General features: G+C 60.3%; 19 protein-coding genes and 1 pseudogene. 2 read left to right on the forward strand and 18 right to left on the reverse strand.

Features of this window, described 5'->3' with window-relative positions:
• Positions 1 to 120: 120 nt before the first annotated feature.
• The 10 genes and pseudogenes from H6M51_RS22575 to H6M51_RS22620 form a co-directional block, all read right to left on the reverse strand.
• Positions 121 to 1,170, reverse strand: coding sequence for a FecR family protein (locus tag H6M51_RS22575; protein ID WP_348644569.1), 1,050 nt, complete (start codon positions 1,168 to 1,170; stop codon positions 121 to 123).
• Positions 1,171 to 1,195: 25 nt separating this feature from the next.
• Positions 1,196 to 1,738: an RNA polymerase sigma factor gene (locus H6M51_RS22580; protein WP_185812069.1), complete on the reverse strand. Its 543-nt coding sequence runs from the start codon at positions 1,736 to 1,738 to the stop codon at positions 1,196 to 1,198.
• Between the two features lie 281 nt (positions 1,739 to 2,019).
• Entirely contained in the window at positions 2,020 to 2,817 is a 798-nt protein-coding gene (locus tag H6M51_RS22585) for an ABC transporter ATP-binding protein (RefSeq protein ID WP_185812070.1), read from the reverse strand.
• Positions 2,804 to 3,790 (reverse strand): iron ABC transporter permease, encoded by a 987-nt coding sequence (locus tag H6M51_RS22590; protein WP_185812071.1) that lies wholly within the window; start codon positions 3,788 to 3,790, stop codon positions 2,804 to 2,806. Before H6M51_RS22590 ends, H6M51_RS22585 begins: the two co-directional genes overlap by 14 nt.
• Positions 3,787 to 4,815 carry an iron ABC transporter permease gene (locus tag H6M51_RS22595; RefSeq protein WP_185812072.1) on the reverse strand — a complete coding sequence of 343 codons (1,029 nt, stop codon included), beginning with the start codon at positions 4,813 to 4,815 and terminating at the stop codon, positions 3,787 to 3,789. The genes H6M51_RS22590 and H6M51_RS22595 overlap by 4 nt, the downstream gene beginning before the upstream one ends.
• The gene (locus H6M51_RS22600; RefSeq protein ID WP_348644570.1) at positions 4,812 to 5,744 is read right to left on the reverse strand and encodes an iron-siderophore ABC transporter substrate-binding protein; all 933 of its coding nucleotides are present in this window, start codon (positions 5,742 to 5,744) and stop codon (positions 4,812 to 4,814) included. Before H6M51_RS22600 ends, H6M51_RS22595 begins: the two co-directional genes overlap by 4 nt.
• A 57-nt stretch (positions 5,745 to 5,801) precedes the next feature.
• Positions 5,802 to 8,198 carry a TonB-dependent receptor gene (locus H6M51_RS22605; RefSeq protein WP_185812074.1) on the reverse strand — a complete coding sequence of 799 codons (2,397 nt, stop codon included), beginning with the start codon at positions 8,196 to 8,198 and terminating at the stop codon, positions 5,802 to 5,804.
• A gap of 235 nt (positions 8,199 to 8,433) precedes the next feature.
• Positions 8,434 to 9,099: pseudogene (locus H6M51_RS22610) on the reverse strand (ferric iron reductase); the annotation flags it as partial.
• Between the two features lie 426 nt (positions 9,100 to 9,525).
• On the reverse strand, positions 9,526 to 9,714 hold the full coding sequence (locus H6M51_RS22615) for a gamma-glutamyltransferase (RefSeq protein WP_185812075.1): 189 nt from the start codon (positions 9,712 to 9,714) through the stop codon (positions 9,526 to 9,528).
• Positions 9,715 to 10,087: 373 nt separating this feature from the next.
• Positions 10,088 to 12,502 carry an aminotransferase class III-fold pyridoxal phosphate-dependent enzyme gene (locus H6M51_RS22620; protein WP_185812076.1) on the reverse strand — a complete coding sequence of 805 codons (2,415 nt, stop codon included), beginning with the start codon at positions 12,500 to 12,502 and terminating at the stop codon, positions 10,088 to 10,090.
• 434 nt (positions 12,503 to 12,936) lie between these two features.
• Here H6M51_RS22620 and H6M51_RS22625 point away from each other — a divergent pair, with 434 nt between their 5' ends.
• Positions 12,937 to 13,326: a RidA family protein gene (locus H6M51_RS22625; RefSeq protein ID WP_185812077.1), complete on the forward strand. Its 390-nt coding sequence runs from the start codon at positions 12,937 to 12,939 to the stop codon at positions 13,324 to 13,326.
• 15 nt (positions 13,327 to 13,341) lie between these two features.
• On the opposite strand, the gene H6M51_RS22630 is transcribed toward H6M51_RS22625, so the two are convergent.
• From H6M51_RS22630 to H6M51_RS22655, 6 genes are all read right to left on the reverse strand, one after another.
• Complete coding sequence (locus H6M51_RS22630) at positions 13,342 to 13,923, reverse strand: NAD(P)H-dependent oxidoreductase (RefSeq protein WP_185812078.1); 582 nt, start codon at positions 13,921 to 13,923, stop codon at positions 13,342 to 13,344.
• A 479-nt stretch (positions 13,924 to 14,402) separates the two neighbouring features.
• A complete protein-coding gene (locus tag H6M51_RS22635) occupies positions 14,403 to 15,815 on the reverse strand; it encodes an FAD-binding oxidoreductase (RefSeq protein WP_185812079.1) in 1,413 nt (470 codons plus the stop codon).
• Between the two features lie 2 nt (positions 15,816 to 15,817).
• Positions 15,818 to 17,131, reverse strand: coding sequence for a cytosine deaminase (locus tag H6M51_RS22640; RefSeq protein WP_185812080.1), 1,314 nt, complete (start codon positions 17,129 to 17,131; stop codon positions 15,818 to 15,820).
• Positions 17,131 to 17,925, reverse strand: a complete 795-nt coding sequence (locus H6M51_RS22645) for an ABC transporter permease (protein WP_185812081.1) — start codon at positions 17,923 to 17,925, stop codon at positions 17,131 to 17,133. The genes H6M51_RS22640 and H6M51_RS22645 overlap by 1 nt, the downstream gene beginning before the upstream one ends.
• On the reverse strand, positions 17,925 to 18,746 hold the full coding sequence (locus H6M51_RS22650; protein ID WP_185812082.1) for an ABC transporter ATP-binding protein: 822 nt from the start codon (positions 18,744 to 18,746) through the stop codon (positions 17,925 to 17,927). Before H6M51_RS22650 ends, H6M51_RS22645 begins: the two co-directional genes overlap by 1 nt.
• A 156-nt stretch (positions 18,747 to 18,902) precedes the next feature.
• Positions 18,903 to 19,919: an ABC transporter substrate-binding protein gene (locus H6M51_RS22655; protein WP_246780649.1), complete on the reverse strand. Its 1,017-nt coding sequence runs from the start codon at positions 19,917 to 19,919 to the stop codon at positions 18,903 to 18,905.
• A gap of 177 nt (positions 19,920 to 20,096) precedes the next feature.
• Here H6M51_RS22655 and H6M51_RS22660 point away from each other — a divergent pair, with 177 nt between their 5' ends.
• Positions 20,097 to 21,050, forward strand: a complete 954-nt coding sequence (locus H6M51_RS22660) for a LysR family transcriptional regulator (RefSeq protein WP_185812084.1) — start codon at positions 20,097 to 20,099, stop codon at positions 21,048 to 21,050.
• A 7-nt stretch (positions 21,051 to 21,057) separates the two neighbouring features.
• Here the strand turns inward: H6M51_RS22660 and H6M51_RS22665 are convergent, their stop codons facing one another.
• Positions 21,058 to 21,858: a creatininase family protein gene (locus tag H6M51_RS22665; protein WP_185812085.1), complete on the reverse strand. Its 801-nt coding sequence runs from the start codon at positions 21,856 to 21,858 to the stop codon at positions 21,058 to 21,060.
• 312 nt (positions 21,859 to 22,170) lie between these two features.
• Positions 22,171 to 23,823 (reverse strand): dihydroxyacetone kinase subunit DhaK, encoded by a 1,653-nt coding sequence (locus H6M51_RS22670; protein WP_185812086.1) that lies wholly within the window; start codon positions 23,821 to 23,823, stop codon positions 22,171 to 22,173.
• Positions 23,824 to 23,832 lie beyond the last annotated feature (9 nt).

Genomic DNA, 23,832 nt, shown 5'->3' on the forward strand with positions numbered 1-23,832 from the left:
TCTGCCGTGTTGAACGGCGAAGCCAATACGCTGAGCCAGATGATCTCCCGCTTCGTCGTCGCCCGCGCCGTCGCAAACAGGGCGGCGTGATCGGCAGCGGAGTAAAAGGGCATTGTTCCACTAACGGATCACGATCAGAGGGCCGAGATGTGTCGCCTTCACGCCGAGCGCGTTTGTCAAGAAAGCAAGCGCGTGATCGGTGTCTGCAACCTTGATTGTGCCGCTGACGCGGCGCTCGGCCAGCGTTGGACCGGCGATCACGATCCGTCCGTAGAAATGGCGGTTCATCTCCTCGACAACGTAGGAAAGCGGCGCATTGTCTACCGCGATCTGACCGCGCGTCCAGGCGAGAGCTACGAGCGCATCGACGGTTGAGATGGCTGCCTTCTCATTCTCATGGTCCAGAATTGCCTGCCGGCCCTGGGGGACGCGGATCGGACTGGGGTGCTGCCCAGCGAAATCCACCTGTACGGCATTTTCCGTGACGGTCACTTCCGTGTCCTCTCTGCCGTAGCGTACGTCAAACGCCGTGCCGAGCGCCGTGATTTCCGCTTCCCCTGCAACGACCGTAAATGGCCGTTCGGGCGCGTGAGCGACCTTGAAGAAAGCCTGCCCCTGCAGAAGGCGAATGACGCGGCGCTCTCCTGTGAAATCCACGGCGATTGCCGAGGAGGCGTTGAGTTGCACCACCGAGCCGTCCTGCAATGTGTGCACCGGCATCTCGTTTGTCCCTGCGATCACGTCTGCCTGAAGGCGCAGCGGGCCGCCGAGGGCAAAAAAGGCGCCGGTCGCCATCCCGGCAATGACAATCGTCGCGACAATCGGCCTTGCAACGCTCCTTGGCTTGATGTCGATCTCGGCAAGGTCAGGATCGGACTGGATCGCTTGCCGAGCGTCGCCCAGCATGCGTTCTGCTGCACGATAGGTACGACAGTTCTCCGGATCTTCCTCAAGCCACTTCTTGAAGCGGGCACTATCGGCAGGTGATCGATTCGGGTTGGTATTGCGCAAGAGCCAGTCGGCCGCTTCGCGATTGCGCTTTTTCCGAATCTGATTCTCTCCCTTGAGCGGCATGAATAATTCCAGACGTGTCCTTTGAGTATGAGACGCTTGAGGTCGGCGCTGTGGGACTCCTTGGTACATTGGGTCCGTACATATAACGATTTTCACCCGAGATGGATGACCTTTTGTCGCTCTAGAGAATACGGTCAAGGCAATGGGCGAAGGCGCGACGCAGGTGGCGGTCCACCATATTCCTGGAAATATTCAGCTTGGCGCTGATCTGGTCCGGGGTGAGATGATGAAGGCGATGCAGAATGAAGACAGCCCGGCGTCGTTCCGGCAGTTCGGCGATCGCCGTGCGCAGGATTGAGAGCCGCGCCTCAATGTCGAGCCGGTGGTCCGGTGCATGTCCGGAGTTCGGGACCAAAAGCGCTTCGCGCTCGGAGCCGGAGAAAAGGCGGGCTTCCTTCGTTTCTCGGCGTTGGAGGTCAATGCCAAGATTGATGGCGGCGCGGCAGAGAAAGGCCTTGATGGAGCGCTTGTTCTGCAGCACCTCCGGTCTGGCGGAGAGTTTCACATAGAGATCATGCACGACATCACGGGCGGTGGAACTGGGATGGCCTCGCCGGCGGACCGCATTGGTGATGTCGGCATAGTAGGCTTCCATCGCCAGATTGAGCAGGGCGTCACTATCAACACCATCCCAGGCCAGGTGTGAGGAGGAAGAGCTCGGCATTGGTTAACAGGTCCCAAACAGCATTCCGGTTCACGCTGAAATGCCCGAACCGTGATCACAAAAAGGGCTAATCGATCCTAAAAAAACGTTCAACCACAATAGGTTAGAAGAATTCAAAACTAAACAGCAGAGCGCGTTAAATCAAGAGCAAAAATCTCATGTTTATGCCTGATTTCATTGCCCGATTCGGGTTGTTCATTTTGGCCAGAGAGAAGGGCAGGTGCGTGCCATTCGCCTAAAAGCACCGAGGATGTGATTTTTTAGCAACGCCGCTGATGGTCTCACAGCGGAACGCAAAGCGGGGTTCCGGCAACCGGGTCGTAGATCACCATGGTCTTGACGTTGAACACATCAAAGATCGTCTTGGCGGAAATGACCGCGTCAGGCTTTCCTGCCGCGACCATCCTGCCTTCCTTCAAGATAATGATGTGCTCGGCAAAGCGTGCTGCCTGATTGATGTCGTGCAGAACGGCAACAACCGTCTTCCCATGCTTGTCGACCAGCATTTTGATGAGGTTCATCAGTTCGATCTGATGCTCGATGTCGAGATAGGTCGTCGGTTCATCGAGGAGAAGTGCTTCGCCCTCCTGCGCCAGCGCCATGGCAATCCAGACACGCTGGCGCTGGCCGCCCGAGAGGCTATCCAGCATGCGATCGGAAAGATCGGTCGTGCCTGTGAGCATCAAGGCCTCGTCACAAGCCTGCTGGTCATCGACAGACCACCGGCCAAACAGGTTTTGATGCGGATAGCGTCCCTGCCGTACCAGATCTGCCACAGTCAAACCTTCCGGCGGGACGGGTCCTTGCAACAGAACGCCCACCTTTCGCGCGATCTCGCGGGTTGACATTTCTGTCATGTCGCGGCCATCGAGCAGCAGGGCACCGCTGGACGGCTTCATGAGCGCCGCACAGCTGCGCAGGACTGTGGATTTGCCACTGCCATTGGGGCCGATTAGTGCGGTGAAGCGTCGTTCCGGAATGGCGATATCAAGATTGTCGACGATACGATGTCTGCCGTAAGCAAGGCTGACACCTTTGCCTTCGATCTTGCCAAAGCGCGCCGGCTTATCTGTGGTCATGTCGGCGTACCCAAAGCAGATAGGCGAAGAATGGTGCACCAAGGAGCCCGGTAACGATGCCGGCTGGAAGCTGGACCGGCGGCAGGACTATGCGGCCGACGAGGTCTGCGGCAACGACAAGGCAGGCGCCGATGAGCGCTGCGATCGGAAGTATCCGGCGATGTGCACCCCCGACCAGTCGCCGCGCCATATGCGGTGCTATCAGGCCGACGAAGCCTATGAGTCCGGAGGCTGCTACGGCAGCGCCCGAAAGCATGGTGGCCAGCACGATTGTGATGCCCCGGACGAGATCAACAGGCTGTCCGAGGCTTCTGGCCAAATGGTCTCCGAAACGAATGAGATCGAGTTCACGCGCCGAGAGGAGGGCAAACGTGACGGGAACGACGAGCCAGAGTGCGAGCAGGCGAACCTTGACCATATTGGCATCGTAAACACTGCCCGCCAGCCAGATCATCGCGCGCTGCACGTCGCCGATCTCGCCGAATGCTGAGAGAAGGGTCGTGAAGGCCGTGGCGAGGGACGAAAGGCCGATGCCGATCAGGATGATGCGAAGCGAGGATGTGCCGCTGCGCCTTGCAAGCGCATAGACTGCGAGTGCCATTGCAGCCGCACCCAGAAAACCGGCCCCTTGCAAGAATTCGACCGGTGGGTCCTCAACCAGGACGATGACTGCCAATGCCGCCGCCGCCGCGCCACTGTTGATGCCGAGCACTCCCGGCTCCGCCAGCGGATTGCGCATGATGGCCAGCGTTATCGTGCCGGAAAGAGAAAGAGCCACGCCGACGAGGAGTGCGAGAAGCACGCGCGGTAGACGTAGGTCGAAAACAATCATCGCGCTCCGTGGGGCGGTGGCGTCCGTGCCGGTCATGGCATGATAGAGTTCGCGCCATGTCAGCGAGACCTCGCCAAAAGCAAGGCTTGCGGCGACAAGACTGGCCAGTAGAAGCGTAAGGCCGAGGAAAAGGCGGATCATGTCTCGCCTCTCAATCGTGTTCGGGCGAGATGGAGGAAGAAGGGAGCGCCGATGAGCGCGATCGTCACGCCGACTGGAAAGCTCTGACTGCCGAAGAGAAGCCGGCCGACCATATCGGCGGTAACGACCAGCAGTGCACCGCCGAGTGCCGCGAAAGGAATGACCAGTCGATAGTCGGCGCCGATGCACATTCGAACACTATGCGGGACCACAAGTCCGACAAAGGCGATCGGTCCGGCAAGCGCAACGGCCCCGCCGGCCAGCAGGATGACGATGGCGATCGATGCACCTCGCCAGACGAGAGGGTTCTGTCCGAGTGAACGGGAGGCATCCCTCCCGAGGCTGAGTGTCGTGAGATGTCGGCCGAGAAGCAGTGCTGCAGTGAGGCCGGCAACGATGAACGGTGCGACGGTTTTCGCCTGCGCCATGGTTCGACCCGTTACCGAACCGGCTGTCCAGAGGCGCACTGCATCGAGCGTGCTCTGATCGAAAATCAGCATGGCTGTGGTGACCGACGTCAGGAAGGTTGCGACAATGACACCCGCCAACACAAGTGCCAGAGGAGAATGCCCGACCCTGCCTAGAGAGCTCCCGGCGTAGACGACGACCGCGGCGACGGCGGCCCCCGAGAAGGAGAACCAGACAAAAGTGTTGCCGGTACGCGCGCCGAAGAGCGTCATCACCATGACAACGGCGAAGGCGGCACCCGCGTTGATACCGAGCAGGTCAGGGGAGGCGAGCGGGTTGTTGGTGACGGCCTGCATGATGGCGCCCGCCACGGCCAGTGCGCTGCCTGCGAGAACGGCTGCGATAACGCGGGGGAGGCGGACAGTCATCACGAGCAGATGGTCCCGAGAGCCGTCGAACTGAAGGATCGCGCCCGCAATTTTGGAAAGCGGCATGGTCACCGCGCCCATCGCGGTTGCGCCCCATGCTGCAATAATGAGAAGACACAGAAGCGTTGTCAGCCCGAGCAGCGGATTGCTGCCGGCCCTCGCCGGGCGACCGGATCCTTGGCCTGTCATCGGTAAACCAGGATGTAGCGCTCGACATCATCGAGAATGCGATTGGCCGAACTGATGCCATGGAAACTCTGCCAGGGGCCGCGGTCGACCCGATGGGCGCGGCCGGCCTGAACAGCCGGAAGCAGTTGCCAAAGCGGGTTGTCCGTGACCTGCTTCTCCAGCGCGTCGTCCGGCGCTTTTTCGAAGCCGCTGGCCGACACATACAGCAGCACGTCGCCATCCAGATTGGCAAGTTCTTCCCAGTCCGGCCTCTTCACGATCGTACGATCGGTCACCGTTTCGTAATCCGTCCGTTTGACGCCGGCCTCCCGCAGCACGGCAAAGGGCGCGTAGGCATCCGGTCCATCGACAAAGACGACGAAGCGATCAGGCGCAAAGCGGACGGTAGAGACCGTAATCTTCTTGTCCTTCATGCGTTCACGAATGGCCGCGACGCGGATCTCATAGGTGGCGAGCGCGGCATTTGCCGCACCTTCGCGCCCGGTCACTTCGGAGAGGCGCTCCAGATACTTCTTCCAGTCCATATGCTTGAACAGGACCGTCGGTGCAATCCGTGCTGCCTGGTCGTAGATTGACGCATGCGCTTCGACCGAACCGATAATGAGGTCGGGCTTCAACACGGCGAGCCGCTCAAGGCTCGGCTCCTTTGGATTGCCGAGATCGATCATCTTCTTGGTCTTCACCACATCGAGGATCTCGTTCTCGGTGATCGCCATGTAGGGTGTTGCAACGACAGGAGCTTCGAGTTCGATCAGCATTCCAAGCGTGATCAATGGATCGAGCGTGACAATCCGTTTCGGTTCCGCCGGAATGCAGACCGGCGGATTGTAAATATCCTCAGTTACGGCTTTGCCGAGGCAAGCCGCCTGTGCAAGCGAAGCGGACAGCAGTGAAACGAAAAGAAGGGAACAGAAACGCAACAGGGACACCATAACCTCATTGAGAGTCAGAATGGCCGCGGAGCACGAGCCCCGCAGCCACCGCAATCAGAACTTCGCCTGGAGGTTCAATCCGAAGGAACGGCGCTTGCCGGCCTGGCCGAATGGCAGGGAATAATCGGGATCGATAAGCGTGAAGTATTTCTCGTCGGTCAGGTTTTCCACGAAGGCGGTCACCTCCCAGTTGTTCTTCTGGAATCCGACCTGCGCATTCAGTATGAGGCGTGGGTCGATCTTGTACATGCCATTGGTGCCAAAGCGCGAATTGTAGCTGGTCGTGTACTTGCCGTCGGCGCTCACGAAGACCCCGTTGTCAAACTCGTAGCGACCGCCAAAGCTGAAGTTCCATTCCGGTGCTTCGGGGAAGGATTTCCCATCCTGCGGTCCGCGCAGTGCCGCATGTTTGAAGTCGATGAACTTGGTGTTCAGATATCCGATCGAAGCGAAGGCTGTGAACTGGTCGTTGACCTCCATGCTGGGTTCGATTTCGAAGCCCCAGGCCCTCGACGTGGCTGCATTCGAAATGATCCGGTAACCGGGGATCTTCGGGTCCGGTCGTATTTCGACCTGCTGATCTTCATATCTGGTGTAGAAGAGATTCGCATTCAGCGACAGCCGATCGTCAAGCCACGTGCCTTTGTAGGAGAGTTCGACGTTCTGTGAATACTCCGGATCATAGGAGCCAAGCTGTTTCGTCACGCGGTCATAGTAGGATGCACCCGACCGGAAGCCTTGGGTATAGGTCAGGCCGACGGTCTGACTGTCGCCGAACTCCTTGGAAATCCCGACTTTCGGCACAAAGTTCAACTCTGTCAGGGACGACGGCTGCCCTGTCAGAACCGGTGATCGGTTGATAAGGCCGAAATAGTTCTGCTGATGGTCCTTGTCGTACAAGTAGTCCAGGCGTCCACCCACTGTGGCGAACCAGGTGGGGACGAATTCGTAGGTTGCCTCGCCAAAGATGGCGAGGTTCGAGGTTTGGCGCCGCTGCGTGTCATTCTGCTGGTAGAGGTTGAATGCGACGATATCCGTTGCGCCCACCCAGCGTTCATGGCTGCCATAGATCCCCGTGACCCATTTCCACTTCTCTTCTTCGTAGTTCAGACGCAGTTCCTGGGTGAATATTGAGTTGTCGTCCTCGCCCGTGATGCCATTGATCAATCCTGGAGTGCCGTAATCGATGGAGCGCCGGTTGTTGATTCCATATTGAAAGCCGGTTTGCGAGGTGATGCGCAGGGCGTCGGAAATGTCGTGGGTCAACTCCAGCCCGAGATTGTGGACTTCCGTCCAGCGGTATTCGGTGTAGGTGACGGGCGAATTATTGAAATCGCCACGCCCCGAATAAAGTCCGACAAGCGCATCATTTGGCCGGTCCTTGGAATAGGAATAGGTCAAAAGAGCGCGCGTCTCTGGCAGTTCTGCTGGGGTCACCAACATCTTGGCACGGAAGGTGCCGCTGATGTCTGTAATCAGGTCGCTGTAGTTGTCGTAGATGTAGAAGTTCGAGTAATCCGGCTGTGCGCGCGACCTCTCAAAAGCGCCTGACATGCGCAACGCAATCTCGTCTTCCACAACAGGTGTGTTGAACATGAAGGCGCCGCCAACCAAATCGTCTGACCCAACGGTGCTGGAAAGAACTGCCTCCTTCTCGAAGGTCGGATCTTTCGACTTGATGTAGACTGCTCCGGTCATGGCAGCGCGACCGGAAAGCGTCGATTGCGGGCCGCGGTAGACCTCAACCTGTTCGACATCCCAGAGATTTCGAGAGCCGAAGCGTGCATTGTAGCGTGTCTGAAGGATGCCATCGATGTAGATTGAGCCCGCTGGTCCACCGGACGCTACAAGACCTTCGGAACTCATACCGCGGATGACGAAACCGGAATTGACCGTGGCGCTGTCCATCACGTTCGCCATGCGGCGATAGGTGTCCTGCGTGGTGCGGATCTGGCTGTCCGCGAGACTCTGCGCATTCAGGATGGCTACACTGCTTGTTGTGCCGCTGAGCGTTGTCGTATTGCGTGCTCCATAGACCTGAATCGGTTGCAGCAGGGTACCATCTTGATCGGAGGAGCCGGAACCATAAGCTGTATCCAGCAACGTGACCTGATTTTCACCGGCGAAGCGGGCATCGACGCCGGTTCCGGAAAGCACGGCCCTCAACGCCTGTTCGGAGGTCAACTTACCATTCACGCCGCGTGTAACCTTCCCCTCCGCGACCGATGCATCGAACAGAATCTGGAGGCCTGTCTGCGCCGCCAGGCTGTTGAGAGCGGCGGTGAGCGGCCCCTCCGGCACGGAGATTGATTGCGTCGTTGCCTGCGCTCGCGCTTCCAGCGTTACCGCCGGCAAGGCAGGCGTGAGCATCGCAAGTGCCGTCCCCGTCATCAGTAGGATCCGCCGGAGACCTTTCCTGGCTCCCACCTGCACGGCAATCTTTCTCGTCATCGAAATCCCCAAATCTCAGGCAGCTTAACGCGCCGCAGTCCACCACTCAGAGCAGCAACTCATGCTGCTGCTCCTGCGAGTTAGACGATCGCGTTTCCGGATTTGGGACTGTGACTTCGGGAAATTTTACGAGTTTCTTCTGTCAGACCAGACGCAGGTGCTGGCGCATGGCGAGACGCAACTCGTCGTCTCGTTGGCCAGGGTCTTTCAGAACACATGTCGAACAGTATTCGCCGCCATCAACCTGATAGAACCGGCAACATCCCCCACGCTGGCGGAAGGTATAGGAAAACTCTCGTTGATGTTCGTCGAGCACCGTCAGGTCGAAGAATTGGAGTTGTCGATTGCTCAGTGGCGAACCGGGCACTTTGAGAATTCGCATCGCGGACGTCTTTGCGGCCTCGACCGTGCCGAACCGGCGACCACAATCGAGAAAGCGACCGGCGATCGCATCTGCGGCAAGCCGCCACAGCGCGGCGCGGGATAGGCGTGTACGTGCGTGAACTGTTTCGACCACTGGGGTGAAATGCCGCTCGATTTCCAACCGAAACCGTTCCTCGTCAGGGTGACTGTCCAACTGTCCCTGCCAAAATCCATCTTCCAGGAAACGGACATCGGCACGGCGCCTCAAATGAAGCTTCCCGTCGTGGTCCTCCTCCTTAGTATGAAAGAGAAGCGCGATACTGGCGGGAGAAAGGTCGGGAACGAGGCCGAAACCGACGTAGAGTGGAACGACCGCAGCAGCAATGATGTAGCCGTAATCGGTCATCAGCAGCGCTGCCGCTGTCTTCACGTCGGCGCCTTCGTTCAGCGATTGTTCGAATACCAGAAATTCCCCGATGGCCTTGTCGTCATTGAAGAATGCCTCGACTGTCGTCCAGCCTTCGCCGGGCAGACCCATGTCCGCCCTGACATCCTGCAGATAGGCTGCTTGCGCTTCGAGCGCGCGCTGGACAAGTCCTGCTTCCGCTCTTGATGCTTCGATTATCGCCACTATCGCCTCAGACCTGAAGGCGAAAGTGATATTCGCTAGATATAACGCTAATCACGGAAGGTGTCCTCGTAACAAAGCCATGAAATTGTGGGAGCATGCCAAGGCTCTGAAACGAAGACGTCCTCTACGCCCCATTTGGGACCTTCGCCTAAAATTTTTTGTCAGGGCTGGCACGCCACTGACAATTTCCATCAGGTCTTCAAAATCGATTTCAGGTGCAGCGCTTCGGCTACTTGGCTTCCGACGAACTATACGGCCAACCTTGCTTCGGTATTCATCTCCGCCCTGCGGGACGTGTGTTCAGAGGGCGGAGATGCGGTCAGCGGGCAGCGCTCAATAACCCAGCGCACATCCATCCACACGGCTGTCCGATCCGCCGATCAGAACACCCTCCTTCCAGTCGATCATGATCATCTGCCCGCCGCCGTGGGGCTCCGGTGCAACGAGGACCTTGTGGCCTATTTCCTGAAGCCCTCTGATCGCGGGCCCTGGAATCCCGCGTTCGACGATGGTTTGGCCCATGCTTTGGAAGATGCGCGGCTGGCTATCGCCTCCTGCGGATCAAGGCCGAAATCCGTGACGCCGGTGAGCACATGCGTATGCCCGAAGGGTTGATAGTCCCCGCCAAGCGATGTCCGATCGCTTGTTGCGGATGCCCCAACCACTCTGTAACAGAAGGATGTTAGCTCCGCGATGTCCCGCATTACTTGGTGAATTCTCGTAGTATGGACGGGGACTTTTCCGGCTTTCGACAGTGTCTCGGCGTGCGTGAACGCGACCGGAAGCCGGCTGCGAAGCCGCAATTCGCGGTAAAGAGTGAGCAAAGATGAGAGGCGCCAGAAGGCGCAGTATCAGGCAAAATCTGAGGCGTTCCCGCCGTTGACTTGGCTTTGTCTCAGGCGCCTTTTGTCCTCAAGTCTGCGGGTATCTCGCCAATGGCTTGATCGAGTGTCTCAAGGCATCGCGCAACGTCTGCCAGGCTGAAGACCAGAGGCGGGCGGATCTTGATGATGTTTCCGAACGGGCCTGTCGACGAGACGAGCACGCCAAGCGATTTCAGCCGTTCACGAACCCAACGTGCGGCAAGCTTGGCCGGAGCCTTCGTTTCGTGGTCGATCACCAGCTCAACGCCGATGAACAATCCTCGACCGTGGATGTGGCCGATGATGTGATGCCGGCTCATCAACGCTTCCAGACCCTGTCGCAGCGCTGCCCCGCTACGGGCGGCATTCGCCTGCAGGTTCTCTCCGATCAGGACATCGAGACAAGCGTTGCCGACCACGGCTGATACCGTGTTGCCACCGAAGGTGTTGAAGTACCCCGTCCGCTTCTGCAGCAGTTCTGCGATCTCGCGCCTGGTCACCAAGGCGGCGATCGGATGACCATTGCCCATCGGTTTGCCCATGGTCACGATGTCGGGTTCAACACCGAAGGCTTGAAAACCCCACATATGCGTTCCGGAGCGCGCAAACCCCATCTGGACTTCGTCGGCAATGGTTAGGGCGCCGGCGGATCGCGCTGCCGCATAGGCGCGCGAAAGGTAATCCGGGGGCGGCACCAGCGCACCGTTGGCGTCGAAGATCGAGTCGATCATCAAGCCGGCCATGCCGTGAGAGCGGCGGTCCAGCCGTTCGGCCGCCTGCTTTACGTGGTCGGCATATCTGGCGCCGGCATCCGGTGTACCTTCCCGGTAGATGCCTCTGTAGAGATTGGGAGGGGATACCGTTTCGACCCAGTCGGGTTTGTGCTGTACATCATAGTCGATGAGCGACAGCGGCGACACGATCGTGGTGTTGCCGTGATAGCTGTTTTCGGTGACCACGACCCCCTCATTGCCTGTCGCGATCCGTGAGAGCTGGACGGCCAGGTCGTTCGCTTCCGATCCCGAGCAGACAAAGAACCAGGTGTCGAGGCTATCCGGCAGAGTGGCGCCCAGCCGTTCCCCCAGCCTGACGATCTCGGCGTGTAGATAGCGGGAGTTTGTGTTGAGCGTGCTCGCCTGACGTGCCAGGGCATCAACGACATAGGGATGGCAATGGCCCAGATTGGCTACATTGTTGTAGCAGTCGAGATATTCCTTGCCCGAAGCGTCAAAGAGCTTGCTACCCTTGCCGCGAACGATTTCGAGGGGTTCGTTGTAGAACGTATAGGTCTTGCCGAGCACCGCTTCGCGCCGCTTCAGCAAACCGGGCGTGGGCGAATTTGACATGAGGGCCTGCGGGCTGACCCCGGGGACGACTGAGGGCACCATTGCCTGAAGGAATTCCTCGTTCGGCAGCGCGTGCAGCTTCAACAAGGCGTCCACATACATTGACTGCAACTCATCGAGCTTCGAGCCAGACGCGCCGTCCTGAGCCGCTTGATGCGCGACGAGCCCAACCTGCAAGAGCAGACGCGCCACCACGAGTGGCTTGAGGATCTCAAGCTCGGCCGCCTCCAGCGGCATCTGGCGCTGGTAGCCGCGGACAAGGCAGGCGGCGGCATAGACCGGATCAACCGACCAATGGATCAGCGAAGCGATCGTCACGCTCAGATCCTGGACGACCGGCCCGAAGATCATGTCGCCGAAATCGATGATACCATCAATCCTGAAAGAGGGTTCAAGGCTGACAAGGACGTTGGATTCGTGGAAGTCGTGGTAGACGACCTGCGCACGAAGCCGGGGCAGCCGGTCTGACAGTACAATTCTCAGTTCGTCCAGAACGGACTGTAGCACCGGACCGACATCTTGCGGCATGGTCGCTTTCAGTGTGTCGGAGAACAACAATCCGTTCGAGAGGTCCCATGGCATGACGTGGGGCGCACCGTCTCCGCGAAATCCCTGCAGGGCGCGTGTCAGACGTCCGCCCATCTCGCCAAGCGACATGAGCTCTTCGGCACCCAAGACCGCTCCAGAGCTCTTTATGACTTCGAGGAGTGTGCTGCCCGTGACGAATGTCAGGATGCGAAGCGCATAGCTGCGCCCGTCCGTATCGGTGATGTCGGAGATTGCCTTGCCCGACAAGGTGTGCTGCACGCGAGGCACGGGTATCTCAGGATCAATCCGCTGGATATGCTCCAGAGCATTGATCTGGAACATGAGGCTTTCCAACGGTTCTGTCTGGGCAGCGATCTTCACGACGAAGAGGCTTCCATCCAGCGTGGTCAGCCGAAAATTCTGTTCGCGCTCGCCGCCAAGGCGCTTCCACTCTCCGGTCAGCCCGTAGACTTCTTCGACGCGTTGAGCGATCCGATCGACGGGCAGGTCTGGCGCCGAAATGCTGCCGAGCAGAATCTCGGTCTCCTCTGCGTTCGGAACACGGAGCATCATTGGTCAAAGTCCCCTTCATGAAAGACCAGACGGTACCATATGCCTCAGCCAGGCACGGTCATGAGCGGCACATCATCGGTCGGCATTAATCAGTATTCTCACGGCGTGCGTATGGCGCACATTAAGATTGGCACGAGTTTACTTCGGAAAATGCCAAACTTTCCTGCGGCCGCGCGTGAGGTGAGGCGGGGACGCGCCTGCCGATGCATGGCATCGGCCTGCGGGCGCTCCGACCCGCAGTGATGACCTGCTGCTGTAGGACGTCGATCAGGTCCATTGAGGCCATGGTCTTGGCGATGTGTCCATGGACTGCAGGCGTGAGGGTTCGTGGTTGGCGTCTTGACGGTCACGACCGTGTGGATGTTGTCCCCAGCAATTGGCATGGGTTCTTCTTTTGCCTTCCAAGGGGCTCTATGCCGCGCTAGGCTCAACCCATGAAAAAGGTCTTCAATCCTCCCTCCGTCCGCCGTCCCTTCGGGCATTACAACCACGGTCTGCTGGTCCCGCCCGGCGCCAGCCTGCTGGTGACGTCCGGTCAGCTCGGCATCCGGCCCGATGATAGCATCCCAGCCGATGTGACCGGCCAGGCCGAGCTGTGTTTCGAAGCGATCAAGGCCGTTCTCGATGAGGCCGGCATGACCTTCGCGGATGTAATCCGGATCTCCGGATTCGTCACGCGACGAGAGGACTTTCCGGCCTATATGGCTGTCCGCGATCGCTACACGTTCGATCCGAAGCCGGTCTCGACGTTGCTCGTCGTCGGCGGCTTTACGCGGCCGGAATTCCTCGTCGAGGTCGAGGTGACGGCGGCCAAGGTCGTCTGACCGCCGGCCGTTCTCTTAGAAGTTTTCCATCTCGCGGCGCACCTTGGCCATGAAGGCTGCACGGGTTTCTTCCGTGCAATTGTTCATGTCGTAATGGGCGAGATACTTGACCGGTGCGCCGATCTTGATCTGAGCCCGCAGTACGCGGGTAACGATCTTCTTCGGCGGATTGCCGGCGAGGAAGGCGCGCATGGGGGTCGCGCCATAGGTCATGACGGCGGCGAGCTTCTTGATGTGGCGGAGCGTCGGGGTGAGCTTGCCATCCACCAGGTCGAAGGAAACGCCGGGCAGCCAGACGCGGTCGAAATAGCCTTTCAGCATGGCCGGGAAGCCGAAGTTCCAGACCGGCGTGACGATCACCAGTGCTTCAGCCTTCAGCAGGCGCTCGACATAGGGTTTCACCAGCGTCAGATTGTCCGGGATGTCGTGATAGACGCGGCGGTCATGGGCCGAAAGGACAGGGTCGAAACCCTCCTCGTAGAGATTGCAGCCATCGACCTCGTGGCCTGCCTTTTCCAGGGTCTCGCAGGTGAGCTTGTAAAGCGCCCGGCCGAAGCTTTCATCGAGAGGGTGGGAGTGAAGGACGAGTACGCGCATATCAAAAGCTCCAAGTCGTTACCCGCCGCTTTCGCAGTCGGGGTTCAATTCAAAACTTCCGCGCCGTTTGTCCCAACATCCCGATCCTTCGCCGCCTGATGTCGAGGGATGGGGGATGCCATGTCAGGTTTTGCATGAGCCGGAAGGCCGGCCGGGAGTACCTTCGGAATGGTGTTGGTGTGGCGGTAGGGTAGTTCCTTGTTGTTGTTTGTCGTTGCGCATGGGGTACCCCCCTCTGTCCTGCCGGACATCTCCCCCACACGGGGGGAGAGTGGATGGGCGCGCCGGTTTCATTCCCTCAATCGTTGCGAATGACGAAGTCCTGCTCCAAGTTTGTCATGTCCAAATACCGTAGCCGCATCTTCAATGGTGGCGTTTGTGCAAGGCGTCGGCCGTATCCCGCTCTCCCCCCCGTGTGGGGGAGATGCCCGGCAGGGCAGAGGGGGGTATCAAGAGCACCAAGGCAAACCGTCGAGTCGCTATTCTCCAGCCTCCGCAAACACCTCCAGGCCCGGGAAAAGGTAGTTCTTGCCTGCGGAGAAATCGAAGTCCGGGTTTTCCCAAGCGATCATCTTGCCGGGGTTCAACAGACCCTTCGGATCGGTCTCCTTCTTGAAGGCGAGCTGGACCTGGTCGGTCTGCTTCATGCCGCCTTCTTCCAACGTGTAGCGATGCGGGTTGAAGATCGGGCAGCCATTCTCTTCGTGGATGCGGATGATTTCTTCCAGCCGTTCCTTGGTGGTGTAGCGCACCAGTGGCAGGCCGGCGCACTGGATCTGGCCGTCGAACTTGATGAATTCCAGATGGCCGATGACCTCGTCGGGGAAGAGTTCGGTCATGATCCGGACCTTCTCGACATGATCGGGGCCGGGATACTGGACCTGGAGATAGGTGATGTTGGTGTCGAGCTTGAGGGCCCGCAGCGTCGTGTGGTTCCATGTCAGCTCATAGGCATGCGGGATGCCCTTCATGCTTTCGACCGTATCGGAGCGGAAGCGGATGTCGCCATTCATGCGTTCGGCGAGCGCCAGGAAGGGTTCCATCGAATGCGGGGCCACCATCAGCACCACGACCGACTGGCCTTCCTTCAGCCAGGGTTTGTGGCGGGTGAAGTAGTCGAACGGGATCGGGGCTGCGATCGGGGCGACTTCCTTCAAAAGGATGCCGTTCTTGTGGGAGAGTGCATCGGCGAATTTCACCGCGTCCATGAACTCTTCATAGCCGACGATGACGTCCACCCAGTCGTAAGCGGGTGCCAGCGGCATCTCGACTTCGGTGATGATGCCATTGGTGCCATAGGCGTGGGAGACCTTCTGCAGGTCCCAGGCGGAGAGTTCGAGCACGCGGGGCTCGGCTTCCATGGTCACGACACGGAGCCGCAGGATGTTGCCCAGATCGCGCAGGCCGCCCCAGGTGATCGATCCGACGCCACCTGAGCCGCCGGCAATGAAGCCTGCGACCGAGGCAGTCTGTGCGGTCGAGGGATGGAAGCGCAGTTCCTGGCCGGAATGGGCTTTTGTCTGCTTGTCGAGTTCGGAGATGATGATGCCCGGCTCGCAGATCACCCGACCGGGCAGGATCTCCTTCACCTTGTTCATGTTAATGAGGTTCAAGACGATGCCGCCCGAGAGCGGCATGGCCTGGCCGTAATTGCCGGTGCCGCCGCCACGCGGGGTGACGGGCACGCCATGGGCATAGGCGACCTTCAGAACCCGGATTACCTCGTCTTCCGTCGTCGGGGAGACCACGAGGTCACCGACGACATTGTCGAGCTCTTCTTTCAGGATCGGCGAATACCAGTAGAAGTCGCGGCTCTTCTGTTTGACGAGCGCCGGATTGTCTTCGACGGCGATGCCTTCAAGCTCTTCCTTGATTTTGGCGTAGTCGGCCATGGCTAAACTCCAAGCAACGGGTCAAGTTCGCGGTAATCCGGCAGGCTGCGGTCGATGCCCATGCCATTCCGCATCACGATGCGGTCGGCCTGCGGACGGGACAAAAATTCGCTCCAGCGGCGGGCGCTGAAGAGGACGAGATCGGCCTTGGCGCCGACGGCGATGCGGCCATGATCCGGGCGCTTCAGGATGTCGGCCGGCGTGCGGGTGACGACCCTTGCTGCCGTATCCAGCGGATGGTCGAGATGGATGATGCGCACCGCCTCGCGGAAGACTTCGACCGGATCAAGATCACCATAGGCATAGAAGGGGTCGCGGGTGTTGTCGGAGGAGACGGCGGTTGCGACACCGGCGGCTGACAGTTCGTGGAAGAGGGTGACGCCGCGTTGGCGGGGCGTGCGTCCTGACACGCGGTCCTGCAGATACATGTTGCACATCGGCAGCGAGACGACCGAGAGGCCGGCCTCAGCCACCAGATCGATCGTTCGTTTTGCGAGATCATCGTCCTGGCGGGCAAGCGAGCAACAGTGACCGACGGTGACTGCGCCCTCGAAGCCATTGCGGAGCTTGGCTTCCGCAATCGTCTTCAGCGTCAGGGTTTCCTTGTCCTGCGTCTCGTCGACATGCAGGTCGATGTCGAGGCCCTTCTCGGTTGCGGTGCGGAAGAGGATGTCGAGCTTCTCATCAAGCCCGGGCATCAGGTAGGTGACGCCACCGAGCAGGCCCTTGTTGGCGACGATGACCTCAACGAGATCCTTGAAGAAGGCCTCATCGGTGATCTGGTCAAAGGGGAAAAGGGCGGCGGCCTGCAGGTCGATCTTGCCTGCCCAGGCGTCGCGGACTTCGGCGAAGACCTCGAATGAGATGCGGTGCTGGGGCGCCAGGCTGTCGAGATGGGTGCGGATCAGGCTCGTGCCGTGGGCGTAAGCCGTGCGCAGGGAAAATTCCATCCGGGCTTTGACGTCGTCAGCCGTCCAGCGGGCAACGCGGTCGGCCTGTACGGCTTCGAGCGCGCCGATGAAGTCGCCCGTCGGGTTGGGCTTGCGGTCCCAGATATGGCCCTTGTCGAGATGGGTGTGCATGTCGACGAAGGTCGGCCAGACCATGCCGTGGCGGAGATCCGTAGAGGGGAGGCCTGATGGGGCGGTCCCGGGCCTCAGGATCGCCTCGACCTTGCCGTCGGCGACAACGATATCGGCGCTGATCAGGCCCTCGCAGGCCGGGGCCTCGACACCATCGACGCAGATCTCGGGCAGCGTCGCATTGGCGAGAACGAAGCGCTTGGCGGCGGGCAGAGTGGCAATGGCATTCGACATCAGTTTTCTCGTTTCAGGCTGCTCTCATGCCAGCGATGCAGCGCCAGCCAGGAAATGAAGGAGGTAATGGCGAAGATGACCACGCCGAGGCAGGAGAGCAGGAAGAGGGCAGCGAAGAGTCGGGGAATGTTCAGACGGAACTGGGCCTCCAGCAGGCGGAAGGCAAGGCCCGAGCCGGCGCCGGCCGAGCCTGCTGCAAATTCTGCGACCACGGCGGCGATCAGCGCGAGGCCGCCACCGATGCGCAAGCCTGTCATGAAATAGGGCAGGGAGGCCGGGAGCTTCAGATAGAGCAGGGTCTGCCAGCGGGAGGCGCCGTAGAGATCGAAGAGGTTCAGGAGATTGTGGTCGACGCTCTTCAGGCCCTGCACCATGTTCGAGAGGATCGGGAAGAAGGCGACGAGGAAGGCGCAGATCAAAAGTGCGACCTGTGTCGAAGGCGCGTAGATCAGGATCAGTGGTGCAATCGCGACGATCGGGGTCACCTGCAGGATGACGGTGATCGGATAGAAGGCGACTTCGATCCACTTCGACTGGACGAGGAAGACCGCGATGCCGACGCCGCCGATCAGCGCCAGCGCGAGTGACATCAGGGTGATCTGGGTGGTGACCCAGAGCGCCGGCGAGAGCGTGCCCCAGTCCTTGACCAGAGCGCCGGCGATGGCGATCGGGCCCGGCAGAATGTATTGCGGCACTCCGGAGACCCAGACGCCGACCTGCCAGATCACGAGAAGCACAAAGACGACGAGGATCGGAATGAGGATCTTCAGGAGGGTTTCGGCCGGTCCGGTCATCAGTGCTCCTCCCCACCCATGGCTTCCAGCAATGTCTTCGAGACCGTTTCGCAGGCCTGGCGATATTCTTCCGAGGAACGGTAAAGCGCGTCGCGTTCAAGGCTGGTGACCAGCGGAAAATCCGCATGCACGCGACCGGGGCGCGCCTTCATGACGACGATACGGTTGGAGAGGTAGGCGCTTTCGAAGACCGAATGGGTGACGAAGATGACCGTGATGCCGGTCTCCTTCCAGAGGCGCAGCACGTCGTCGTTCAGCTTCTGGCGCGTGATCTCATCAAGTGCGGCGAAGGGCTCGTCCATCAGCAGCAGTTTCGGCTTGGTGACCAGCGCTCGGGCGATCGACACGCGCATCTTCATGCCGCCGGAGAGTTCGCGGGGATAGGCGTCCGCGAAGTCTTTGAGGCCGACGCGTTCCAGGGCGGCGAGAATGTCCGCCTTTGCTGCGGCCTTCGTGACGCCCCGCAGCTTCAACGGGAGGTAGACATTGCCGAAGACGGTGGCCCACGGCATCAGCGTAGGCTCTTGGAAGACGAAGGAGATGTCGCCTTCGGGCAGTCCCTTGGAATTGATGCGGGAGCTTGGCCAGTCGATTGTGCCCGTGGTGACGTCGCCGAGGCCGGCGATGATCCGGAGTGCCGTCGACTTGCCGCAGCCGGAGGGGCCGAGAAGCGAGACGAATTCGCCGCCGTTCACCGTCAGCGACATGCCGGTCAGCGCGACCGTGCCGCTGGAAAAGACCTTGGACACGTCCTTCATCACCACCAGCGCCCGGCGCTGTTCGGGGGGAGGAGCGAGCGTCTGGACTTCGGAAAGGGACATGGATGGCCTTGGACTGTGAACGAAGAGGAGCGCTGCCCCTCACCCTACCCTCTCCCCGCGAGCGGGGAGAGGGGATGTCATCCCCGGCGCTTGCCCAGAAACTCCTTCTCCCCGCTTGCGGGGAAAGGTGGCGGCAGCCGGATGAGGGGCAGAGCCTTACTTCTTCAACGCCATCCCTACGCCCTTGCAGACGAACTGGGTGGTGTAGGCTTTCTTGTAGTCGAGGTCGGCGGGCTGGACGCCGATCTGGACCATGGCGTCGAAGAAGGCCTTGTACTTCTCGTCGGTCATGCAGCCGATGCCCTTTTCGAGCGCTTCGGCGGATTCGAGAATGCCATATTCCTTCATCTTGGCGATCGAATACTCGATCTGGCCATCCGTCATTTCCGGATTGTCCTTCTTGATGAGGTCGTTGGCGGCCTTGTTGTCGCCGTAGATATAGTTGTACCAGCCCTCGATCGAGGCATCGACGAAGCGCTGGACAACATCCGGCTTGGTCTCGACCATGGTCGTCGTGGTGGTGATCATGGTGGAGTAGGGGTTGTAACCGTTGTCGGCGAGCAGGAAGACCTTCGGAGCCCAGCCGGCCTGCTTCTCGATCTCATAGGGTTCGGAAGTCAGGTAGCCCTGCTGCGCAGACTTCGGATCGGCTATGAAGGGGGCGGGGTTGAAGGTGTAGGGCTTGTACTTCTCGTCGGTGAAGCCCTCGAAATTCTTCTTCATCCACTCGTAATAGGTGACGTAGCCATCCTTGCCCATGAAGATGGTGTCGAGCTTGGCGAGATCGGCAAATGTCTCGATGCCCTGATCGGGGTGGGCGAGCAGGACCTGCGGATCCTTCTGGAAGATGGCCGCGACGTCGATCAGCGGAATGCCTTCCTTGACGGCGTCCATCTCGCCGAGCGGGCTTCCCATGTAGAAATCCACCTTGCCGGCGATCAGCAGGGAGCGGTTGGCCGCCTGCGGGCCGCCCTGGATGATGGTGACCTTCAGGCCGTATTTCTCATAGGTGCCGTCGGCGACGGCCTGGTAGAAGCCACCGTGTTCGGCCTGGGCGAGCCAGTTGGTGCCATAACTGACCTCGTCGAGGGCCAGTGCGGTTGAGGCAGAAGCCAGCGAAGCTGCAAGGCCCAACAGGGCAAAGAGGCTGGTCTTGGTGAGCGTGTCGCGCATTGATCGTTCCCCTGTTCGTTGCAGGACCCGTTTTCGGGCTCCTTTTTGGTCATTTGATCGGTCGCGTTGCGTCTTGAAAAGCATCAAATTTCGTCCGCATCGATGCTTTTTTTGCATCGCCCCCGAGATTGATGCATAGTGATGCGGCATGACTAATTTTTGCGCAGCGGAGGTCCCGTGCTGCACTCCCGAAAGCTCGTCTACATCAACGAAATCGTTCGCTGCGGCTCGATCCGGAAAGCGGCCCAGCGCCTCAATGTCGCATCATCGGCCGTCAACCGCCAGATCTTGGCGCTGGAGGAAGAGTTGGGGGCGCCGATCTTCGAGCGGCTGCCGAAAGGCTTGCGGCTGACGGCGGCGGGTGAGCTCTGTGTCGAGCATATCCGCGACGTTCTGAAAAACTACGAGCGGCTGGAAGGGCGCATTCGCGGACTGAAGACCCCACAGGCGGGCAAGGTTTCGCTGGTGACGACCGTCGGCCTTGCCTCGGGGCCGCTGCCGGCGATCCTGGCCGGTTTTGTCGCCGAGCATCCGAGGGTTCAGATCAAGCTGCGCAATGACGGCGGCTCGACGACGATCAACCCGGTGTTGACCGGAGAGGTCGATCTCGGCCTCGGTTTCAACATCCCGGCGACACCCGGCATCCGGACGCTCGCTAATTTCGATGTGCCTGTCGGTGTGGTGCTGCCGCCCGGGCATCGGCTGGCGGAGGAAGAGGGGCCGGTCGATCTGGTCGAGGTGGTGCAGGAGCCGCTGATCCTCGCCCAAGCGGGCACCAGCCTGCGCAACATCATCGATCTCGCGCTTGCGCCGCTGCCGCTGCCGGTCGAGCCGGTCGTCGAGACGAATTCCTCGGAACTGATGAAGCAGCTGGTGAAGGCGGGGACGGGGCTGACGATGCTCAATCCGCTTGATGCGGTGGCAGAATGCCGGCGGGGCGAGCTGATTTTTCGGCCCCTCACCGAGGCGCATATCCGGCACCAGCCGATGAAGCTCTTTGCGCGGGCGCGTGCGCCGCTCGATTCCGCGACGAGCCTCTTTGTCGAATATCTGATGCAGGAACTTCTGGCTCTGGTCCAGGATCTGAAGGCCCGGGGCCATATCCCCGAGACTATTCGCGGCCAGGTCTGAGCCCTCTTCATCCGGGCGTATAGAGGTTGGACAGCGGGTAGGCCGCGACGTCGCGCAGCATTTCGATGAAGCCGGCCACCTGGTGGCGGCAGATCGCGGCACCCTTTTCCGCCGTGCCCTTCGAGGCGTCGCCAACGACGCCATAGGGGTTCAGGTCATGGGCGATCCAGGCCAGAGAATGCGGTGGAAGCGGTGTGAGGAACTTCGAATTCGCGCGCATCTCCTCGGCTTTCGAGACGAAGTTCTGCGCCTTGTCCATACGCACCAGTTCGGGTCGGAAATGCAGCATCAGCGAGGTCTCGACTTCGCCGCCATGGATGCCATAGCGGCTTTCATGCTCGGAGATCATCCCCTCCGGGTTCCCGAAACGGCCCCATTGGGTCGAGACGACGACCATCTGGTGACGGACGCGCAGTTCGCGAGCGACAATGCTCATGACGTCGACATTGCCGCCATGGGAGTTGACGATGACCAGCTTGCGGATGCCGGCTTCGGCAACCTTGCTGCCGATGGCCGTCCAGGCCGGGATCAGGATCTCTGGGCCGAAGGACAGGCTGCCGGGGCCGTACACGTGTTCGTTCGCCTTGCCGATCTCCTGGGTAGGAAGCACGAGAAAGTCGAGGTCATCCGGACGCTGAACTTTCAGTTCGGCCAGCATGCCATTGGCGATGGCGACGTCGGTTGCGATCGGTAGGTGGGGGCCATGCTGTTCGGTCGAGGCGATCGGCAGGATGGCGACCGTTGTTTCGGGCGAAAGTGCTGCGAAATCATAGGTCGTCAGTTCGTTCCAGAAGAATGGTCTGGCCATAGCCGTTCCCCGCTTTCGTAACCTTTCCCGTTCGATAGGCAAAAGCGTAGAACTCGAAAAGCACCATATTTCGCTCGCAGCGATGCCAAATTGCGCTCGCAGGCTGGCCGATCGGGCAAATTCCGACGACGACAGTGGCCATTTGGAATGCCTGCGGCCAGATGGCTAGATGCGGCTAAGGTTCAGGTGCTCCGCGTCTAAACATGGAGAACCACACGACGTTCTCGGTCGTTTCAAATTCTGGCGCAGTTTCGGCGGGGCTGGTTTCGGAGCCGCACATGGCGCTTTGCCGCTTTCTGTTGCCGGCGGCCCTTAATCTGCGGGTTTGGCCTGTGGTCCGCCATGGCGACGCGCGAGGAACTCGAAGAGGCGTGCGACGGCCTCTGCGCCAGGATCAACGTGGCCCTCAAGCTGCCGGGCATTGATGTAGGCAGCTCGGCCTGCCCGTGCCTTGAGATAGGTGGCGGTCAGGTTGGCACCCGTACGAGCCGCGGTGGCTGCCGCTGCAAAACCCTTGTCGAAGGCTTCCAGCGCTGGTGACAGCGCATCCACCATCGTTCGGTCACCGAGGCCGGCACCGCCAATCTCCTGCATACGCGCCAGTCCCGCTTTCAGCGCCTCACGCATGCTGAGCCCGCTGGAGGCACCGTCTCCGGCCGCGGCAAAAAATATGGCGAGCAGAACTCCGGAAGAGCCGCCCATGGTCTGGCTGAGTTCCTGGCCCATGGCGCGCAGCAGCTGCGTGTGATCTGCCAGCGGCAATCGGTCGAGGGCTTCGATCAGGGCGCGGGCGGCACTGGCCAGCGTCGAGCCGGTATCGCCGTCGCCGGATTTGGCATCGAGCGCGTTGAGGTCCTTTTCCGCCTCGATCAGAAGCTTGCAGCACTCCGTCAGGAACTGGCGCGTCGGCAGATGCTCAGAGGCGAGCGGCGCGATCGGGGTCAGGCCATCGGGCAAGGCGATGATGTTGACAGGCCGGATTGCCGCCACGCCCGGCCAGGCCGCCAGCCCGACGGGCTTGGCCAGTAAATCGAGATCGGCCTTTTCTGCCGGCATCACGGAAACTGAAAAGCCGTGCATGTCGAGCGAAGTCATCATCGGCGCCGGTCCGACGATATGCGAGATGCGCCCACCGATCGGGGACTGGACCAGTTCGTTGACGACAACGGCCATTTCAAGGACGGAGGTGCCGCCGAGATTGTTCAGGAGAACGACATGGGGCTTATCCTCCATGCCAGCGGCAAGCCTCTCCGCCATGGCGGCCACCGCACCCCGGACGCCATCATAATCGATCTGTTCGACCCCAGCCTCGCCATGAATGCCGAGGCCGAGTTCAGCCCGCCCTTCCGGAATTCGGGCCTCCTTCGGAGATCCTGGAACCGTGCAGGTGTCAAGCGAGATGCCGATCGAACGGGTATTGGCGATCACCCGTCGCGCCGTCTCGACGAGGGCATCGAGGCTTGCGCCATTCTCTGCCATGGCACCGGCGATCTTGTGCACGAAAAGTGTTCCGGCCACCCCGCGCGACTGGGGCAGATCGGGCAGGGCGATGTCGTCATCGACAATCACCATGCCGACATTGAGCCCGAAGGCACGCGCGCGCTCGGCAGCGAGGCCGAAGTTCAGGCGGTCACCGGTATAGTTCTTGACGATCAGCAGGCAACCAAGGGGACCGGTCACCGCCAGGATTGCGGCCAGGATGGCATCCACGCTCGGAGAGGCAAAGACGTCACCACAGACCGCGGCCGTTAGCATGCCGCGCCCGACGAAGCCGGCATGGGCCGGCTCGTGACCGGATCCGCCGCCCGACACGATTGCGACCTTCGACTTGTCCCAGTCGGAACGTACCACGACGCGGATATGCGGATAGCCATCGAGTCGGCTCAATGCCCCGGCCGAGGCCATGAGCACACCGTCGATTGCCTCGATTACGACGTTTTCCCTGCTGTTGAGGAATTGAGACATGTGACCCTC

Source organism: Rhizobium sp. AQ_MP, from assembly GCF_014237835.1.
Taxonomy (GTDB): domain Bacteria; phylum Pseudomonadota; class Alphaproteobacteria; order Rhizobiales; family Rhizobiaceae; genus Allorhizobium.

Excerpts from the sequence above, each read along its gene's own strand:
- H6M51_RS22580 (WP_185812069.1), bottom strand. The coding sequence starts at position 1,738 with ATGCCGAGCTCTTCCTCCTCACACCTGGCCTGGGATGGTGTTGATAGT.
- H6M51_RS22585 (WP_185812070.1), bottom strand. The coding sequence starts at position 2,817 with ATGACCACAGATAAGCCGGCGCGCTTTGGCAAGATCGAAGGCAAAGGT.
- H6M51_RS22590 (WP_185812071.1), bottom strand. The coding sequence starts at position 3,790 with ATGATCCGCCTTTTCCTCGGCCTTACGCTTCTACTGGCCAGTCTTGTC.
- H6M51_RS22595 (WP_185812072.1), bottom strand. The coding sequence starts at position 4,815 with ATGACAGGCCAAGGATCCGGTCGCCCGGCGAGGGCCGGCAGCAATCCG.
- H6M51_RS22605 (WP_185812074.1), bottom strand. The coding sequence starts at position 8,198 with ATGACGAGAAAGATTGCCGTGCAGGTGGGAGCCAGGAAAGGTCTCCGG.
- H6M51_RS22615 (WP_185812075.1), bottom strand. The coding sequence starts at position 9,714 with ATGGGCCAAACCATCGTCGAACGCGGGATTCCAGGGCCCGCGATCAGA.
- H6M51_RS22620 (WP_185812076.1), bottom strand. The coding sequence starts at position 12,502 with ATGATGCTCCGTGTTCCGAACGCAGAGGAGACCGAGATTCTGCTCGGC.
- H6M51_RS22625 (WP_185812077.1), top strand. The coding sequence starts at position 12,937 with ATGAAAAAGGTCTTCAATCCTCCCTCCGTCCGCCGTCCCTTCGGGCAT.
- H6M51_RS22630 (WP_185812078.1), bottom strand. The coding sequence starts at position 13,923 with ATGCGCGTACTCGTCCTTCACTCCCACCCTCTCGATGAAAGCTTCGGC.
- H6M51_RS22635 (WP_185812079.1), bottom strand. The coding sequence starts at position 15,815 with ATGGCCGACTACGCCAAAATCAAGGAAGAGCTTGAAGGCATCGCCGTC.
- H6M51_RS22640 (WP_185812080.1), bottom strand. The coding sequence starts at position 17,131 with ATGTCGAATGCCATTGCCACTCTGCCCGCCGCCAAGCGCTTCGTTCTC.
- H6M51_RS22645 (WP_185812081.1), bottom strand. The coding sequence starts at position 17,925 with ATGACCGGACCGGCCGAAACCCTCCTGAAGATCCTCATTCCGATCCTC.
- H6M51_RS22650 (WP_185812082.1), bottom strand. The coding sequence starts at position 18,746 with ATGTCCCTTTCCGAAGTCCAGACGCTCGCTCCTCCCCCCGAACAGCGC.
- H6M51_RS22655 (WP_246780649.1), bottom strand. The coding sequence starts at position 19,919 with ATGCGCGACACGCTCACCAAGACCAGCCTCTTTGCCCTGTTGGGCCTT.
- H6M51_RS22665 (WP_185812085.1), bottom strand. The coding sequence starts at position 21,858 with ATGGCCAGACCATTCTTCTGGAACGAACTGACGACCTATGATTTCGCA.
- H6M51_RS22670 (WP_185812086.1), bottom strand. The coding sequence starts at position 23,823 with ATGTCTCAATTCCTCAACAGCAGGGAAAACGTCGTAATCGAGGCAATC.